Below are 17,485 nucleotides of genomic sequence, written 5' to 3'. Positions count from 1 at the left end.
CCGGCCAGGTGCGACCCGGGTCACATCCCGTCGTGCAGGGCGCGCAACAGCCGCGCGATCTCCCCGGCTTCCTCGATCGTGCCGGAGGCCACACCGACGACCAGTTCGTAGGCCTCATCCTGATCGACGTCGATCATTTCGATGCCGTTGAAGTCGAGGAAGACAGCCGTCGACATCCACGCCATCCGCTTGTTCCCGTCCACCAGCGGGTGGTTCACGGCCAGCGACTGGAGCAGCGCCGCGGCCTTCTCGAACAGGTCCGGGTACGCCTCGACATTGAACATCCGCGACTCGGGGCGGTGCGTCGCCGAGCTGAGCAGCCCGAGGTCTCGGACCGCGATCCGCTGCCCGTCGCAACCGAGTTCCGCGAGGTCGAGGGTGTCCTCGACGGTCAGGTACTTCATGCACCTACTCCCCCAGTCGCCGCAGCAGATCGGCATGGCTCACCGCGTATGTGGCACCGAGCCGGCGGACGGCGGCGCGATCCCCTTCCTGTTCCAGGAAGCGGTCGACCGCTTCCTGGACGACCGACTGCAGGGTGCGCCCCTCCGCTTCCGCCTGGCGCTTCAGCGCCTCTTCCTGATCGTCCCGGAGACGCAAGTTCATGGCCATACCGGAACGGTATCGACGGATCGGGCCGGAGCGGTACCAATTACCGCACCCTCACCCTCGTCGCCACCCACACCCCCGCCAGCGCCACCGCCGCCATCGGGAGGAACACCGCCGCGAAGGCCGCCGGGTGGGAGGCGTCGGTCGTGGTGAGGTCGTGGGCGCCCACCGCGCCGCCGCCCAGGGCCGCGAACGCCGCGCCGCCCGCCGCCAGCAGCAGGACGTTCGACAGGCCGTCGGAGATCTGGAGCGCGGCCGAGTTCGTGCCCGCCTCCTCAGGAGGCGAGAGCTTCAGCAGCAGCACGCTCGTGGACGCGATCACCGCGCCCATACCGAGGCAGCCGACCGCCCAGGCGACGCCGACGGTCCAGACCGGGACCGAGTCGATCAGCACGCTCGGCGCGGCGGCGATGGAGGCGGCGACCAGCGCCATGCCGCCCATCAGCAGCCGTTCGCGGTGCGGCTCCATGCGGGGGCGGGACTGGATGTACGAGCCGAGGGCCCAGGTCGCGCCGCCCACGGCCAGCGAGAGGCCCGCCAGCGTCGGGGACAGGCCGCGCTGGGTGACGAGCATCAGCGGTACGAAGCTCTCCGCCGCGATGAAGGAGCCCGCCGCGACGCCGCGCAGCAGGACGACCGACGGCATGCCGCGGGCGGCGCGGTAGGTGCCGGGCGGCAGCAGGCCGAGGACGGCGGGCACGATCAGCGCGGCGCCGGCCGCTCCGGGCAGCAGGGACCACCACGTCAGGTCCTGGCCCGCGTACTGGAGCAGACCCGCGCCGAGCGATATCGCCAGCGCCAGCCGGATCCGGCGCCGGTCGAAGGCCGGTACGGGCACAGCTGGGTCGGAGGGCTGGGCCGGCCCGCTCGCCATCTGCCGGATCGCGGGCAGCGCGGTGGCCAGCGGCAGCACCACCAGCACCGGGATACCGACGAACACCCAGCGCCAGCCGAGGTGTTCGGTGACCGTGCCGGAGGCGAGCGGGCCCACGACGGAGGGGATCACCCAACTCGCGGCGAACGCGGCCATGATCGCGGGCCGCAGCCGCTCCGAGTAGGCGCGGCTGACCACCACGTACAGCGCGACGATCACCAGTCCGCCGCCCAGTCCCTGGACCGCCCGGCCCGCGATGAACAGCCACATCGCGCCGGCCGTGCCGGAGAGCAGCAGCCCGGCCGCGAAGGCGGTGATGCCGGTGACCAGCGGTCGGAGCGGGCCGCTTCGGTCGGCCCACTGCCCGGAGAGCACCATCGCGAAGAGGCTGGTGGTGAAGTACGCGGAGAAGGCGAACGCGTACAGCGAGACGCCCCGCAACTCCCGCGCCGCGACCGGCATCGCCGTACCGACCGCCGTCGCCTCGAAGGCGATCAGCAGGACGACGCAGATGATGCCGATGCTGAGCGCCCGGTGGGTCCTGCCGAGGATGCCGTCGCCGTCCTGGCCGGAGTCCTTGGTGAGGGACGGGGCGGCTGAAGCGGCTTCGGTGGCGATGTCGGCGTCGCTCGGTTCCAGGGTGGTCATGACCTCAGAGTAAGGGGCATGGGCCCAGGTGAACCCTGTCACTGGTCGCTGCGGACCTCGTCCCTTGGTCGTACGACCATGAACGGCGTGTGGCAGTCATGTTGCGGCGTACGGCGCGCCCTTGAGGGCCGTACGCCGCCGCGCCTACGGTCGGGGCATTGGTACGCACGGCCGTGTGCCCGAGTGGTTCAGGGGCTCGACTGCAAATCGAGTTACGTGGGTTCGATTCCCGCCACGGCCTCTTAAGAAGTCCTTCTCCCGGCGAGCGCGGGTCACGCGCTCGCCGTCACCACCGCCGACTGCGGCCTGATCGGCAGCCTGTTGACCGGCCGCCCCGTCGCCGCCCGGACCGCCGCCGCCACCGCCGCCGGGGACGTCACAACCGGTGCCGCGCTCACCGGCTTCGCCCCGAAGGGGGCCACCACGTCGCGTTCCTCGACCAGTTTGACGATACGGATGTCCGCCGCGTCCAGGGACGTAGGCAGCGCGTAGCCGGTGAGGTCGGGGCGGCGCACCACACCGCGTGTCGTACGGAGGTTCTCCGTCAGGGCCGTACCGATGCCCTGGGTGACGCCCGCCTCGATACGGGTCGCGAGCTGCGCCGGGTTGAGTACCCGGCCGACGTCCTGCGCGACGGCCATCTCCACGACGCGGATCGAGCCGAGCTCGATGTCGACGTCCACGACCGCGCGGATCGCGCAGAAGGCGAGCCCGACGAACGCGTCGCCCTGGCCGGATTCGTCCAGCGCCTCCGTGGGATGCGGGCGGCACTGGGCCGTGGCCCACAGCTCCTTGCCGTCCATCGCCTCCGTGACGGTGGTCGACAGCACACCGTCGTAGGAGGTGATCTTGCCGTCGGTGATCTGGAGCAGCTCCGTCGACATGCCGAACTTGTGTGCCAGCGGCTGGAGGAGCTGCTTACGGACCATCTTCGCCGCGCGCTCGACCGCGCCGCCGGAGACCCAGGTGTGGCGGCCGTGCGTGGCGGGGCCCGCCGGGGGCTGGTCGGTGTCGACCGACGCGACGTGGACCTCCTCGATGCCGAGCGTCTCCTGGACGATCTGGCGGGCGAGGGTGGAGAAGCCCTGGCCGGTCTCGACGGCCGCGCAGATGACCGTGGCGACGCCGTCGTGGACCTTGACGGTGGCCGTGGAGACCTCGTCGGCGCCCTCGGCACCGAGCATGTGGACCATGCCGAGCGCGTAGCCGACACCTCGGCGTACGGCGCCGGGCTCGCCCGCGCCCTCGGGGCCGCCCGGCAGCAGCCAGGACGACTCGGGGATGTCCTTGGGCAGCGCGGGAAGCGGGAAGTCGCGTACGGCGCGCAGCAGTTCGGCCACGGGCGCCGGGCAGGTCACTGTCTGCCCGGTGGGCAGGATGTCGCCGGTCGCCAGCGCGTTGCGCAGGCGCAACTCGGCCGGGTCGATGCCGATCTTGGCCGCGAGCTTGTCCATCTGGCCCTCGTACGCGGCGCAGACCTGCATCGCGCCCTCGCCCCTGATGTGGCCCGACGGCGGGTTGTTGGTGCGTACGGCCCAGCCCTCGATGAAGGCGTGCGGGACGATGTACGGGCCGCAGGCGAACGCCACGGCCGCCGCGAGGGATTCGGACGACGCGTCCGCGTACGCGCCCGCGTCGAGCAGGATCTGCGCCTCGACCTTGACCAACCGGCCTTCGCTGTCGGCGTGGTGGCGGTAGCGCAGCAGCGTCGGGTGCCGGTGCGCGTGCCCGAGGAAGGACTCCTCACGGGTCGCGGCCAGCTTCACCGGGTGGCCGGTGCGCAGGGCGAGCAGACCGAGCGGGATCTGGAAGCCGGGGTCCTCGCGGTCGCCGGTGGCGCCGGGGACGCCGGTGACGACGACCTTCACCTGGTCCGGTTCGAGACCGAAGCAGGCGGCGGCGAGATCGCGGTCGGTGTGCGGGTCGGTGGAGCCGGTGTAGATCTCCACGCCGCCGTCGGGACGCGGTACGGCGAGTCCGGCCTCGGCGCCGATGGGGGCCGGGTCCTGACGGCCGATGCGGTACAGGCCCTCCACGACCACGTCGCCCATGAGGTCGGGGTCGCCGTAGCGCAGCGGGATGTGGCGGATGAGATTGCCGTCGGGGTGCAGCGGTTCGGCCTCGAAGGCCTTCTCCGGGTCGGTGACGGGCGCGAGTACCTCGTACTCGACGGCGATGGCGGCGGCGGCCATACGGGCCGTGTCGGGGTGGTCGGCCGCGACGGCGGCGATGGCCTCGCCGTGGTGGCGTACGACCTCCGAGGCGAAGACGGGGCGGTCGGCGACGAGCCGTCCGTAGGAGGGGTCGCCGGGGACGTCGAGATGGGTCACCACGGCCCGTACACCCGGCATTTCGGCGGCGGCGGCCGTGTCGATCGACAGGATGCGCGCGTGCGGGTGCGGTGAGCGCAGGAGCGCCGCCCACAGCAGGCCTTCGGCCCAGAGGTCGGCGGCGTACGGGAACGTGCCCTCGGTCTTGGCACGGGCGTCGGCCGGGGGGAGGGACGCACCGAGACCCAGCGCCGGCGGCTCCTGCTGGGGGCCGTCGAGCGCCTGGGTCTCGGTGGCCGCGTCGTTGCTCACGCCATGCCTCCGTCGTGCGGGTCGAGAGGTGCGGGGTGGGCGCCGCCGGCGCCCGGTGGTGCCTGGTGCGGGATACGGGCCTCGTCGGCGGCGTCGGCGCTCGCCGCGCGCTCGGCGACGACGTCGGCGACGGCGTCGAGCACGCCCCGGTATCCGGAGCAGCGGCAGAGGTTGCCGCACAGCGCCTGGCGGGTCTCCAGCTCGCTGGGGTCGTGGTTGCCTTCGAGGAGGTCGTGGACGGTCATGGCCATGCCGGGGATACAGAAACCGCACTGCACGGCACCGCAGTTGGCCAGCGCGCGCTGGACGTCGGACGGTTCGCCGTCGGTGGCGAGGCCCTCGACCGTACGGACCTCGGAACCGGCGGCCGTGGCCGCCGGGACGAGGCAGGAGGCGACGAGACGGCCGTCGACCTGGACGTTGCAGGCACCGCACTCGCCCTGCGAGCAGCCGTCCTTGGCGCCGGCGAGACCCAGGCGCTCGCGCAGGACGTAGAGCAGGGACTCTCCGATCCAGGCGTCGGTGACGGGGCGGTCGCCGCCGTTGACGCGCAGGACGTAGGAGTTGGCGGGGTGTTCGGCGCTGTCGTTGCTGCTGGTGAGGGGGGCGGGCTCGGGCTCCGGTGCGGGCTCGGGTGCCGGCTCCGTCTCCGGTCCGGCCGCGGGCTCGGTCGCGGGCTCGGGTGCGCCTTCGGCTTCCGTTTCCGTTTCCGGACCCGCCTCGGGTGCGGACTCGGGCTCCGTTACGGCCTCCGGCGCCGGCTCCGGTCCCTCGGCCACGACCTCGGGCACGGGCTCCGCCGTGGGCTCGGCGACCTCCGGCGTCGGCTCGGGGACCGGTTCCGGTTCGGTCGCCCACGGAGCGCGCGCACCACCCGGAAGGGTGGCGGGCGGCGCACCGCCCGACCACTGCGAGGTGGTCGGCATGGACGTGGTGAACTCGCCCGATTCGTCGGGAAGATCGTCCCCGATGACCGGGATCACCCACTGCCCGGTGGGCTGCGACGGAGCCTGGGGCGCCGGCTCCGTACGGGAGTCGGCGGCGCCGGTCGTGTCGGCGGCGTCCGCGAAGGACCACTGTCCGGTCGCCTGCGGATCGTGCGGCATGTGCGGCACGTGCGGCGCGGCGTCCCCGCTCGGACCGTACCCCTGCGGATACCCCTGCCCGTAGCCGTACGGATCGGGCTGGGCCGGCAGCGTGTGCGGCGCCCACTGCCCGGCACCCGCCGCCCCCGCCTCACCGGCCGCGCCCACGCCGCCGTCCGGCTGCTGCGGCTGGTGGATCGTCGGGGGTACGTACCCGTGTCCGGGCGCCTCCAGCGGCGCGTCCGTCCTGGCCGGGGGCGTGGACGGCAGTTGGACGAACGCGGTCGCCTCCGCGTCGTACTCGCCGCCCTGCGGGATCGGCTGCCAGGCGCCACGACGCCCCTCCGGAGTCCCGGAGTTCTCGTTCTCGTCGGTGGTCACGGCAGCGCCCTCCCCAGTGCTCGTCGAGCCAGCGTGGCGACGGTACGCCTCAAGTGCAGTACGGCGGGCGGCAGGGCGGGCGGCTCGCTCCCGTCCGCCGGCGGTTCCGGGTCGGGGATGCAGGCCGCGGCGACGTACTCGCCGAAGGCCGTCAGGGCCTCGGGCGCCAGTCCGCGGTCCGCGTCCCAGTCGATCAGCGAGGCGATCCAGCGCTCGGCCTCCAGCGGGCGCAGCGGCATCGGCGCGATGGCACCGACCGCGCAGCGCACGCCGCGGCGCGCCGGGTCGAGCACGACGGCGACGGACGCGGTGGCCCTGCCGGGGCCGGTGCGGCCGGTCGCCTTGAGGTAGACCTGCGGGGCGTGCAGCAGCGGGACTCGTACGAAGCCGATGAGTTCGGCGGGCGCCAGCATCTCGCGGCCCGCCAGCAGATGCGAGACCGGGATCTCACGGCGCGCGCCGTCGGGGCCCGCGACGACGAGGTCCGCCTCCAGGGCCGCGAGGACGGGCAGCGAGTCGCCGGTGGGGGCCGCGCTGGCGATGTTCCCGCCGAGCGTGCCCGCGTTACGGATCTGGGGCGGTCCGGCGGCGCGCGAGGACGCGGCCAGCGCGGGGATGAGGGCGGCGAAGTCGGGCCGTCCCATGCGCGCGTGGGTGAGCCCGGTGCCCAGCAGGGCGTGGCCGTCCTGGTAGTGCCAGCCGCGCAGTTCGCTGATCCGGCCGAGGCCGACCAGGCCCGCCGGTCTCAGCAGGCCCTTGTTGACGGCGGCCATCAGATCGGTGCCACCCGCGACGGGCACGGCGGCAGGCATGGCGCTCAGCGCCGCCACAGCCTCGTCGAGCGTGGCCGGCAGCGTCACGGACTGCGCCGTCTGCGGTGCGTGCGTGGTCAACCCAGCTGCCCCTTCCCGGTGTCCCGGCTGTCCGCCTGTGTTGGCCGTACCGTACGTGCTCACAGGCCGGACAAGGCAACTCTGGCACAACTTCCGGGCCTGCCGGTCCGGGGGTCCATGAAGCACGCATCCGCCCCCGAACGAGGGGAAGGTCCGCTTTCATGCCCCTTCACCGACACATACGGAATGCCATTGTTCGGCACTCCTTGTACGCCTTATTCGTACAGACAGCCCCGGTTGGGGGCACACGTTGGGGTCATACGTTCGGGGGCGCCCCCTCGATCGGACGTCCGAGAACGGCGGAGTCCCCGTTCGGTCCCGGACGCTTCTGCCAGGGCAACGGGCCGCCGGGCGGCCGGTAATCGACCCCCAGGGCGTCAAGGCGCTTGTAGTGCACGGTCATTCGGCGTTCGAAATCGGTGAAATCGCGGTCCGGGGACGCGGGCAGCGTGGACCAGGCGACCTCGGCGAAAGCCGCGAGGCGCGGGAAGAGCTGGTAGTCGACGCGGGAACGGTCCTGCATCACCTCGGTCCACACATTGGCCTGGGTGCCCAGCACATGGGCGGCGTCGGCGCCGGTCAGCTCCGGCGGTACGGGCTCGAAGCGGTAGACGTCCTCAAGCGTACGGACGTACCCGATCGGCATCGGCTCGTCCTCGTCCGCCGACTGGCGGTGGTCCAGATACACCTGCTGCTCGGGGCACATGACGACGTCGTGTCCGGCCTTGGCCGCCGCGATCCCGCCCGCGTATCCCCGCCAGGAGGAGACGGCGACGCCGGGCGCGAGCCCGCCCTCCAGGATCTCGTCCCAGCCGATGAGCCGCCGGCCGCGCGCGGAGAGCCAGCCGTCGAAGTGCCGGATGAACCAGGACTGGAGTTCGTCCTCGTCGGCCAGGCCGAGTTCGGCGATCCGCGCCTGGGCGGCGGGTGAGCGCTTCCACTGGTCCTTGGGGCACTCGTCGCCGCCGATGTGGATGTACGGCGAGGTGGCGGCCGGGAAGAGGTCGAGCAGCTCCTCGAAGACGCCTTCGAAGAAGCGCAGGGTGTTGTCGGTGGGCGCGAGCACGTTCGGGTTGACGCCCCAGGTGTCCCAGACGTCCAGCGCCGAGGTGTCGACGACGTCGGTGTTGCCCAGCTCGGGGTAGGCGGCGATGGCGGCCTGCGAGTGGCCGGGTATGTCGATCTCGGGGACGACGGAGATGTGCCGCTCGGCGGCGTACGCGACGATCTCGCGGATGTCGTCCTGGGTGTAGTAACCGCCGTGCGGCTTCTCGTCCCAGAGGTCGGAGAACCGGTGGCCGTACTTGGTCCGGGACCGCCACGCGCCGATCTCGGTCAGCTTCGGGTGGCGCTTGATCTGGACGCGCCAGCCCTGGTCGTCGGTGAGATGGAAGTGGAAGACGTTCAGCTTGTGCGCGGCCATCAGGTCCAGGAAGCGCAGGACCCCGTCCTTGGGCATGAAGTGCCGTGACACGTCGAGCATGACGCCGCGCCAGCCGAACCGGGGGTGGTCCTCGATGACCTGACGGGGGATCTCCTGCCGTACACCGGGGGACACGGGCGCGCGGCGGAAGGACTTGGGGCCGAGGAGCTGACGGAGCGTCTGGGCGCCCCAGAACACACCGGCCGCGCTGCCGCCGTGGATCTCGGCGCCCCACTCGGCGGTGATGTCCAGCCGGTACGCCTCGGGGGCCATGGACTCGTCGATGCGCAGCGACACGGCGTTGCTGCCCCCCGGAGGGCCGGGGGCGAGCGGCAGTCCCAGCGCCGCCCCGACGGTGGCGCGCAGCCAGCGCTCGGTGCCTTCGGTCCCGGGCCCCGCCCAGAGCGTGGTGGTCGAGTCGGGGACGAAGCCACCACTCTGCGGGCCCTCGACACTGACAGGCGCCGGGATCAGGTCCATCACGTCAGTCCTCAGTCCTCGTTCGGCTGGCATATGCCGGAGTCAATGGGTCGTGAAGTGTCCGACTGGACACTAGGCCCGGCCCCGACGAACGGACAAGTGGTCTCAACCAGTCGGTGATCATCACCCCCGCGTGAACGCGAACGGCTCCGGGGCGCGCGTGTGCGCGCCCCGGAGCCGTTCGCGTTCACGTGGGCGGCGTCCGAGGAGGAAGGGACAGGGGCGGCCCTGTCCGCCGGACGCCCCTTAGGCCGTGTACCGCCTAGTTCTTGCCCTTGCCGCTCTTGTCCTTGCCGCCCTTGTCCTTGTCCCCGCCGGGGCCCATGGACTCGTAGATCTCCTTGCACATCGGACAGACCGGATACTTCTTGGGGTCACGCCCCGGTACCCAGACCTTTCCGCACAGTGCCACCACCGGAGTGCCGTCGAGGGCACTCGCCATGATCTTGTCCTTCTGGACGTAATGGGCGAAGCGCTCGTGGTCACCGTCGCCGTGCGACACCTTCGGTGTCGGCTCCACGAGGGTGCCCGTACCTGCCCCGCGCTCGGGCTCAAGAGTGCTCATAACCGCCAAGGGTACCCACGCTTCCGCCATCCCGATGGCCGCGGGCCCGAGCCCCCCGCACCCGGCCGCTCACGCGTCGCGTCGCCTCAGTGCGACGAGCCCTCCGCAGAGCGCCGCGGCCGTCCACAGCAGCAGTACGCCGAGCCCGCCCCAGATGCCCACGTCGACCCGGTCGTCGGGGACCACCCGCAGGATCTGGGCCCCGGAGACGTTGGGCAGGTACTGCGCGACGGAGCCGACACCGGGCAGGTTCGCGAGGATGTCCGACACGATGAAGAACAGCGGGACGAGGATGCCGAGCGCCAGGACGGTGCTGCGCAGCATCATCGTGACACCGGCGGAAATCAGACACAGCAGCGTGAGGTAGACGGCGAGCCCGACGGTCGCGCGCACCGCGCCCGGATCGCCGAGCGCCGCGTTCTGCCGCTCCCCCATCGCGGTCTGCGCGGCGGCGAAGGTGGCGACGGCGGTGGGCAGGGTCACCGCGAAGGCCGTCACCGCGACAGCGGTGAGCTTCGCGGCGCCGAACACGCCCCGGCGCGGTACGGCGGTGAGCGAGGCCCGGACCGTCCCAGCCGAGTACTCGGCGCCCACCGCGAGCACCCCGAAGCAGACGAGCGCGAGCTGCGCGACGTTCGTGCCGGCGAAGCCGTAACCGACGGCGTCCCACTCGGGCTTGGCCCCGAAGTCGGCGTAATTGCCCTTGATCACCGAGCCGTAGAGAAACCCGATGCCGACCGAGAGGGCCACGACGGCGGCCAGATTCCACCAAGTGGAGCGGACCGTACGGAGCTTGAGCCCCTCGGCCGAGAGCGCGGCCAGGAAGAGGCGCGTGGTGTCGCCCTGCTGTCCGCCGCGTACCGCGCTCATCGCACACCGCCCGACGTCAGCCGTATGAACGCCTCTTCCAGCGAACCGGCGGGCCCGGCATACGTACGGACGATCTCGGCCACGCCGCCCTCGGCGAGCAGCCTGCCGCGCCCGATCACCACCACATGGTCGACGGTCAGCGCCGCCTCGCTCATCAGATGCGAGGAGACGAGCACGGTCCGCCCCTCGGCGGCCAGCTCCCGCATCAGGGTGCGGATCCAGACAATGCCCTCCGGGTCGAGCCCGTTGACCGGCTCGTCCAGCAGCAGTACGCCCGGATCGCCGAGCAGCGCGGCTGCGATCCCGAGCCGCTGCCCCATGCCCAGCGAGAACGTCCCCGCCGGGCGGCCGGCGACGCCGTCCAGACCGGTCGCCCCGATCACCTCGTCCACACGGCTGTCCGGAATGCGATTGGTCCTGGCGAGCCAGCGCAGATGGGCGCGGGCCGTCCGTCCGCCGTGCACGGACGAGGCGTCGAGCAGCGCGCCCACGGCGCGCAGTGGGTCGCGCATCCGTACGTAGGGCTGCCCGTCGATCAGGGCGTGGCCGCGCGTGGGACGGTCCAGGCCCAGCATCATGCGCAGCGTCGTGGACTTGCCGGCGCCGTTGGGGCCGAGGAAGCCGGTCACCCGGCCCGGTTCGACCGTGAAGGACAGCGCGTCGACGGCGGTCGTCGAGCCGTAACGTTTGGTCAGGTCAGACACTTCGATCATGCGCTGTACGGTCCCGTCCGCGCCGCCGTCGGCGCATCGGGCCGGGGACGGAAGGGCGCCGTCTCCCCCTCGGGAGGGACGCGGCGGCCCACCGCCCGCCTCTACCGTCGGAGCATGACCGTCGACAGCCGCCCACGTGCGGCGTTCGGGCGCGACGTGCTCGTCGTTCTCGTGTACGTGCTGCTGCTCACCTCCACCGGCACCCCCGACGCCACCGTGCCGGGCGGGACGAGCGGGACGACGGCCGGCGGCCGGGAGGTGCCGTTCTGGCTCCAGCTGTCGCTGATGGCCGCCGCCACGCTCCCGGTGGCGTTGCGCCGGCTCGCCCCGCTGCCCGTCTTCTGCTGGGTGACCGGGGTGTCCGCCGTCGCCGTGGTCTGTGACGCCCTCTGGGACCCTTTTCTCCCTGCCGCGTTCGCGCTGTACACGGTCACCGCGACCCGCGAGGGCCGCCACTGGTGGGAGCGCTGGCTGCCCGGTCTGGCGATCCTCCTGCTGACGGTCGCCGGTCTCTTCGCACCGGCGGGGATGGCGGACACGTACTGGTGGTCGGCGGGCCCCGGCCAGCTGCTGCTCGGTTTCGCCGCGCTGCTGGCCGCCGGGGAGCTGGGCCGGGTCGTACGGGAGCGGCGCGCGCTGGTGCTGCGGACGGGGCAGCAGATGGCCCAGCGCGCCGTCACCGAGGAGCGGCTGCGGATCGCCAGGGAGTTGCACGACGTCGTGACGCATTCGATGGGCCTGATCGTCGTCAAGGCGAGCGTGGCCAACCATGTCGTACGGACGCGGCCCGAGGAGGCGCACGACGCGCTGCGGATCATCGAGGCCACCGGCCGGGGTGCGCTCACCGAGATGCGGCACATGCTCGGTGTGCTGCGCTCGGACACCACCGGCGAGCGCCTGCCGCCCGCGCTCGGCCCGGTCCCCGGCCCCGGCGCCCTGCCCGAACTGGCGCGCCGCGCGGGCGCGGAGCTGACCACCGAAGGGCTCGACGGACTGCCGGAGGGCGCGGGGCTGGCCGTCCACCGGATCGTGCAGGAGGCGCTGACGAACGTGCTGCGGCACGCGGGCCCCGCGGTGCCCTGCCGGGTGCGGGTGGGGGCCGTGGACGGTGTGATCCGTATCGAGGTCGTGAACGACGGCCGCCCTCTCGGTCCTGCCGTGCACGTCGAAAGCCAACAGCACGAGGGGCACGGCCTGGTGGGCATGCGCGAGCGCGTCGCCCTGTACGGCGGGACGTTCACCGCCGGGCACCGTGACACCGGCGGCTTCGCGGTACGGGCGACCCTGCCGTACGACGCGACGCCCGCCGACGCGCGTGTGGAGACCCCCCGGTGATCCGGGTGCTGGTCGCCGACGACCAGGCCCTGCTGCGCGGCAGTCTGCGGCTCCTCGTGGACGCCGAGCCGGGTCTGGTCGCCGTCGGTGAGGCGGCGGACGGCGCGGAGGCGGTCCGGCTGACGGCCGAGGCCCGCCCGGACGTGGTGCTGATGGACGTACGGATGCCGGGCACGGACGGCATCGAGGCGACCCGCCTGATCTGCGCCGGGCCGGGGGCCCCGCCGGCCGCCGGCCACCTCCCGCGTGTCCTGATCCTGACCATGTTCGACCTGGACGAGTACGTGTACGGCGCGCTGCGCGCGGGCGCGAGCGGCTTCCTCCTCAAGGACGCCCCGCCCGCCGAACTGCTCGCCGCGATCCGCGTGGTGGCGGCCGGTGAGGCCCTGATCGCCCCGGCGGTGACGCGCCGGCTGATCGCCGAGTTCGCCCGCCGCCCGGGACCGGCCCGGCGGGACAGCGCGGGGCTCGACGGGGTGACGGATCGCGAGCGCGACGTGCTGGAGCTGGTCGCGCGCGGTCTGACGAACACCGAGATCGCCCGGCGCCTGTTCGTCGGTCTGTCGACGGTGAAGACGCATGTGAGCCATCTGCTCACGAAGTTCGGGGCGCGGGACAGGGCGCAGCTGGTGATCGTGGCGTACGAGACGGGCCTGGTGACCGCCGGGACGACGGCGCCGCACAGCCCGCGGGACCGGGTGCCGCCCGTCAGTTGAGCGAGGGGTCGTCCGGGTAGGTGGCCACCATGGCGAGTCTGCTGCGCTGTCTGCGCAGCACCGCGCGCCACAGGCTCTCCGGGCGCGGCGACGACACGTCTCCGGGCTCCGACTCGACCACGTACCAGGCGCCTTCGGTCAGTTCGTCCTCCAGCTGGCCGGGGCCCCAGCCCGCGTACCCGGCGAAGATCCGCAGCGAGCCGAGCGCCCGCGCGAGCAGTTCGGGCGGCGTCTCCAGATCGACCAGGCCGATCGCGCCGTGCACCCGCCGCCAGCCGAGCGGCCCCTCGTCACCGGGTATGACGGCGAGACCGAGCGCCGAGTCGAGGGAGACCGGTCCGCCCTGGAAGACGACGCCGGGGTCCCCGGCGAGACCGCCCCAGGACTCCAGGATGTCCCCGACGTCCACCGGGGTGGGCCTGTTGAGGACCACGCCGAGTGACCCCTCCTCGTCGTGGTCGAGCAGGAGCACCACCGCGCGGTCGAAATTCGGATCCGCCAGGGCCGGAGTCGCGACGAGCAGCCGCCCTGTGAGCGAGGACACCTCGGTCATGCGAGACATGATCCCGCACATTCGCCTTCCGCGGGGCCCGCGCGGCAGAGTGTGCGTGATCGCAGATCAGGCGCACGGCTGCACGGGGAGCGCAGGGACGCGCCGCGATTCGGACCGAAGTGGACACAAAGAGAAAGATGACTCAACGCAAGGGGTGGTGAACAGAAAGTGTTCTGCCGCCTTTCTCACGGCTCCAGGGGGCCCGATGCCTTACGGGACAGGGGTGTGGGCCCCTTACCCTTTTGCTTTGGCCCCCTGTCCGACGACTCCCGGAACGCGAGATTCATGACCGGCACAGACGATGTAATGCTTGTCCACGGCGGAACCCCGCTGGAGGGCGAGATCCGCGTCCGCGGCGCGAAGAACCTGGTGCCGAAGGCCATGGTCGCCGCCCTTCTCGGCAGCGGGCCCAGCAGACTGCGCAACGTGCCCGACATCCGTGACGTACGGGTCGTCAGGGGCCTGCTCCAGCTGCACGGCGTGACCGTGCGCCCCGGTGAGGAACCGGGCGAGCTGGTCCTCGACCCGTCGCACGTGGAGAGCGCCAACGTCGCCGACATCGATGCCCACGCGGGCTCGTCGCGCATCCCGATCCTGTTCTGCGGCCCGCTGCTGCACCGTCTGGGCCACGCCTTCATTCCGGGCCTCGGCGGCTGCGACATCGGCGGTCGGCCCATCGACTTCCACTTCGAGGTGCTGCGCCAGTTCGGCGCGACGATCGAGAAGCGGGCGGACGGACAGTATCTGGAGGCCCCGCAGCGGCTGCGCGGCACGAAGATCCGGCTGCCGTACCCCTCGGTCGGCTCGACCGAGCAGGTGCTGCTGACGGCCGTTCTGGCCGAGGGCGTCACCGAGTTGTCGAACGCCGCGGTGGAGCCGGAGATCGAGGATCTGATCTGCGTGCTCCAGAAGATGGGCGCCATCATCTCGATGGACACCGACCGGACGATCCGGATCACCGGTGTCGACAAGCTCGGCGGCTACAACCACCGCGCCCTGCCGGACCGTCTGGAGGCGGCGTCCTGGGCGTCGGCGGCGCTGGCGACCGAGGGCAACATCTACGTACGCGGCGCGCAGCAGCGGTCGATGATGACGTTCCTGAACACCTTCCGCCGGGTCGGCGGGGCGTTCGAGATCGACGACAAGGGCATCCGCTTCTGGCACCCGGGCGGCCCGCTCAACGCGATCGCCCTGGAGACCGACGTACACCCGGGTTTCCAGACCGACTGGCAGCAGCCGCTGGTGGTGGCGCTGACGCAGGCAGCGGGCCTGTCCATCGTCCACGAGACGGTGTACGAGTCCCGGCTCGGCTTCACGTCGGCGCTCAACCAGATGGGCGCGCACATCCAGTTGTACCGGGAGTGCCTGGGCGGCTCGGACTGCCGCTTCGGCCAGCGCAACTTCCTGCACTCGGCGGTCGTGTCGGGTCCCACGAAGCTCCAGGGCGCCGATCTGGTCATCCCCGACCTGCGGGGCGGTTTCTCGTATCTGATCGCGGCGCTGGCGGCGCAGGGCACGTCGCGGGTGCACGGCATCGACCTGATCAACCGCGGCTACGAGAACTTCATGGAGAAGCTGGTCGAGCTGGGCGCGAAGGTCGAACTGCCGGGCGGCTCAGTCGTCTGACGCCCCGTCCCCACCCGTCGGACGGACGGAACACCGGACAGACACCGGACAGACACCGGACAGGCAGGGACAGACACAAGGGCGGCCACCCCGATCGGGGTGACCGCCCTTCTGCTCTGACTGAGGGTTACTTGCCCTTGGCGGCTTCCTTGAGCTTGGAGCCCGCGGAGACCTTCACGCTGTAGCCGGCCGGGATCTGGATCGGGTCGCCGGTCTGCGGGTTACGAGCGGTGCGAGCGGCACGGTGGGTGCGCTCGAAGGTCAGGAAGCCGGGGATGGTGACCTTCTCGTCGCCCTTGGCGACGATCTCGCCGACCGTCTCGGCGAGGGCGGCCAGCACGGCGTCGGCATCCTTGCGAGTCACCTCGGCGCGGTCGGCCAGGGCGGCCACCAGCTCACTGCGGTTCATGTTGTTACTCCCGTGTTCTTCTTGCGTGTGAGGCGTGAGATCGAAGCCGATGCTGCCAGGACCCTCTGACAGTCCCTGTGACCGGGTCTGTTCTTCAGGTCTTCGCCCCATGGGGTATCCCCTGGACATAGTCCTTGAGAAAGCATCCTGCCCCCACCAGCGGCGGGAAAGCCAATCCGGTCCTGAAACCCCCTTGGAGCAGCGGGCTCATGGTCCGCCACCCTAGAGGGGGGTTCACGGTGCCGCGAATCGCGACGCGCCGGGCGTCAGACGGACGTGGTGCCTGTCACAACCACGCCGGCGGCCTTGGCGGCGTTGCGCACGGCTCCGGCGACGGCTCCCGCGACCTTGTCGTTGAACACCGAGGGCACGATGTAGTTCGGGTTGAGCTCGTCCCCCGTGACGACGTCCGCGAGGGCCGTCGCGGCGGCCAGCATCATCTCCGTGTTGACGGTGCGTGACTGCGCGTCGAGGAGGCCTCGGAAGACACCGGGGAAGACCAGGACGTTGTTGATCTGGTTGGGGAAGTCGGAGCGTCCCGTGGCCACAACTGCCGCTGTCTCGCGGGCGATTGCCGGGTCGACCTCGGGGTCGGGGTTGGCCAGCGCGAAGACGATCGCGCCGTCCGCCATCGCCGCGACGTCCGTGCCGTCCAGCACGTTCGGGGCCGACACACCGATGAACACGTCGGCGTCGACGACGGCCTCCTTGAGGGTGCCGGTGACGCCCTCCGGGTTGGTGTTGTCGGCGATCCAGCGCAGGGGCGATTCGGCCGCCGCGGACACCAGGTCGGCGCGGCCGGCGTGCACGACCCCGTGAATGTCGGCGACGACGGTGTGCTTGACACCGGCCGCGATAAGAAGTTTCAGAATCGCTGTACCGGCCGCACCCGCGCCGGACATGACGACCCGTACGTCACCGATCGCCTTGCCCACGACGCGCAGCGCGTTGGTCAGCGCGGCGAGCACCACGATGGCCGTGCCGTGCTGGTCGTCGTGGAAGACCGGGATGTCCAGGGCCTCGCGCAGCCGCGCCTCGATCTCGAAGCAGCGGGGGGCGGAGATGTCCTCCAGATTGATCCCGGCGAAGCCCGGCGCGATCGCCTTGACGATGGCGACGATCTCATCGGTGTCCTGGGTGTCCAGGCAGATCGGCCAGGCGTCGATCCCCGCGAACCGCTTGAAGAGGGCCGCCTTGCCCTCCATGACGGGCAGCGAGGCCATCGGGCCGATGTTGCCGAGGCCCAGCACCGCGGAGCCGTCGGTGACGACCGCGACGGAGTTGCGCTTGATGGTGAGCCGGCGGGCGTCCTCGGGGTTCTCGGCGATCGCCATGCAGACCCGTGCCACACCCGGCGTGTAGACCATCGAGAGGTCGTCACGGTTACGGATGGGGTGCTTGGACTGCATCTCGATCTTGCCGCCGAGGTGCATCAGGAACGTACGGTCGGAGACCTTGCCGAGGATGACACCCTCGATGCCCCGCAGTTCCTCGACGATCTCGTCCGCGTGGCTGGTGGAGCTGGCGGCGATGGTGACGTCGATCCGCAGCTTCTCATGGCCGGACGCCGTGACGTCCAGACCGGTCACCGAGCCGCCGGAGGACTCCACGGCCGTGGTCAGCTGGGAGACCGCGGTGCCGCTCGCGGGCACTTCCAGCCTGACCGTCATCGAATACGAGACGCTTGGCGCCGTTGCCATGACCGAGTTCCTCTGCTTTCCCT

Annotated in this window: 15 protein-coding genes, 1 tRNA gene and 1 pseudogene; 4 read left to right on the top strand and 13 right to left on the bottom strand. The window is 71.7% G+C overall.

All coding sequences use genetic code 11. The features are described from left to right. Positions 1 to 20: 20 nt before the first annotated feature. From ACIBLA_RS24890 to ACIBLA_RS24880, 3 genes are read right to left on the bottom strand one after another with little or no spacing between them, the layout of a single operon-like run. On the bottom strand, positions 21 to 404 hold the full coding sequence (locus tag ACIBLA_RS24890; protein ID WP_363243749.1) for a type II toxin-antitoxin system death-on-curing family toxin: 384 nt from the start codon (positions 402 to 404) through the stop codon (positions 21 to 23). Between the two features lie 4 nt (positions 405 to 408). Continuing rightward, positions 409 to 606, bottom strand: a complete 198-nt coding sequence (locus ACIBLA_RS24885; protein WP_363243750.1) for a CopG family transcriptional regulator — start codon at positions 604 to 606, stop codon at positions 409 to 411. 46 nt (positions 607 to 652) lie between these two features. Beyond that, entirely contained in the window at positions 653 to 2,131 is a 1,479-nt protein-coding gene (locus ACIBLA_RS24880) for an MFS transporter (protein WP_363243751.1), read from the bottom strand. 169 nt (positions 2,132 to 2,300) lie between these two features. Here ACIBLA_RS24880 and ACIBLA_RS24875 point away from each other — a divergent pair. Then, positions 2,301 to 2,372, top strand: a tRNA-Cys gene (locus tag ACIBLA_RS24875). A gap of 31 nt (positions 2,373 to 2,403) precedes the next feature. Here ACIBLA_RS24875 and ACIBLA_RS24870 read toward each other — a convergent pair. From ACIBLA_RS24870 to ACIBLA_RS24840, 7 genes and pseudogenes are all read right to left on the bottom strand, one after another. Next, a complete protein-coding gene (locus ACIBLA_RS24870) occupies positions 2,404 to 4,713 on the bottom strand; it encodes a xanthine dehydrogenase family protein molybdopterin-binding subunit (protein WP_399199914.1) in 2,310 nt (769 codons plus the stop codon). Further along, on the bottom strand, positions 4,710 to 6,179 hold the full coding sequence (locus ACIBLA_RS24865) for a 2Fe-2S iron-sulfur cluster-binding protein (protein WP_399199913.1): 1,470 nt from the start codon (positions 6,177 to 6,179) through the stop codon (positions 4,710 to 4,712). Before ACIBLA_RS24865 ends, ACIBLA_RS24870 begins: the two co-directional genes overlap by 4 nt. After that, positions 6,176 to 7,072, bottom strand: coding sequence for an FAD binding domain-containing protein (locus tag ACIBLA_RS24860; protein ID WP_363243754.1), 897 nt, complete (start codon positions 7,070 to 7,072; stop codon positions 6,176 to 6,178). Before ACIBLA_RS24860 ends, ACIBLA_RS24865 begins: the two co-directional genes overlap by 4 nt. Positions 7,073 to 7,328: 256 nt before the next feature. Further along, entirely contained in the window at positions 7,329 to 8,975 is a 1,647-nt protein-coding gene (locus ACIBLA_RS24855) for a beta-N-acetylhexosaminidase (protein ID WP_399199912.1), read from the bottom strand. A gap of 262 nt (positions 8,976 to 9,237) precedes the next feature. Next, complete coding sequence (locus ACIBLA_RS24850; protein ID WP_189106896.1) at positions 9,238 to 9,540, bottom strand: DUF3039 domain-containing protein; 303 nt, start codon at positions 9,538 to 9,540, stop codon at positions 9,238 to 9,240. A gap of 69 nt (positions 9,541 to 9,609) precedes the next feature. Next, entirely contained in the window at positions 9,610 to 10,410 is an 801-nt protein-coding gene (locus ACIBLA_RS24845; protein ID WP_399199911.1) for an ABC transporter permease, read from the bottom strand. Then, positions 10,410 to 11,123, bottom strand: a pseudogene (locus tag ACIBLA_RS24840) (ABC transporter ATP-binding protein); the annotation flags it as partial. The gene ACIBLA_RS24845 and the pseudogene ACIBLA_RS24840, both read right to left, overlap by 1 nt. Positions 11,124 to 11,237: 114 nt before the next feature. Here ACIBLA_RS24840 and ACIBLA_RS24835 point away from each other — a divergent pair. Together ACIBLA_RS24835 and ACIBLA_RS24830 are read left to right on the top strand one after the other, a co-directional pair. After that, complete coding sequence (locus ACIBLA_RS24835; protein WP_399199910.1) at positions 11,238 to 12,458, top strand: sensor histidine kinase; 1,221 nt, start codon at positions 11,238 to 11,240, stop codon at positions 12,456 to 12,458. Continuing rightward, positions 12,455 to 13,174 (top strand): response regulator transcription factor, encoded by a 720-nt coding sequence (locus ACIBLA_RS24830; protein ID WP_363243759.1) that lies wholly within the window; start codon positions 12,455 to 12,457, stop codon positions 13,172 to 13,174. The genes ACIBLA_RS24835 and ACIBLA_RS24830 overlap by 4 nt, the downstream gene beginning before the upstream one ends. Here the strand turns inward: ACIBLA_RS24830 and ACIBLA_RS24825 are convergent. Further along, entirely contained in the window at positions 13,167 to 13,727 is a 561-nt protein-coding gene (locus tag ACIBLA_RS24825) for a YqgE/AlgH family protein (protein WP_363243760.1), read from the bottom strand. The two genes, ACIBLA_RS24830 and ACIBLA_RS24825, sit on opposite strands and share 8 nt — an antisense overlap. Positions 13,728 to 14,012: 285 nt before the next feature. Between ACIBLA_RS24825 and murA the strand changes: the two genes are divergently transcribed. Further along, entirely contained in the window at positions 14,013 to 15,353 is a 1,341-nt protein-coding gene (gene murA, locus ACIBLA_RS24820; RefSeq protein WP_363243761.1) for a UDP-N-acetylglucosamine 1-carboxyvinyltransferase, read from the top strand. Positions 15,354 to 15,480: 127 nt separating this feature from the next. Here the strand turns inward: murA and ACIBLA_RS24815 are convergent, their stop codons facing one another. Next, on the bottom strand, positions 15,481 to 15,762 hold the full coding sequence (locus ACIBLA_RS24815) for an HU family DNA-binding protein (protein ID WP_003954777.1): 282 nt from the start codon (positions 15,760 to 15,762) through the stop codon (positions 15,481 to 15,483). A gap of 266 nt (positions 15,763 to 16,028) precedes the next feature. Continuing rightward, positions 16,029 to 17,462 carry an NAD-dependent malic enzyme gene (locus tag ACIBLA_RS24810; RefSeq protein ID WP_363243762.1) on the bottom strand — a complete coding sequence of 478 codons (1,434 nt, stop codon included), beginning with the start codon at positions 17,460 to 17,462 and terminating at the stop codon, positions 16,029 to 16,031. Positions 17,463 to 17,485: the final 23 nt, after the last annotated feature.

Origin of the sequence: Streptomyces sp. NPDC050433 (assembly GCF_044458565.1) — a bacterium.
Classification (GTDB): Bacteria; Actinomycetota; Actinomycetes; order Streptomycetales; family Streptomycetaceae; genus Streptomyces.
This window is presented reverse-complemented; position numbering and strand designations above follow the sequence as displayed.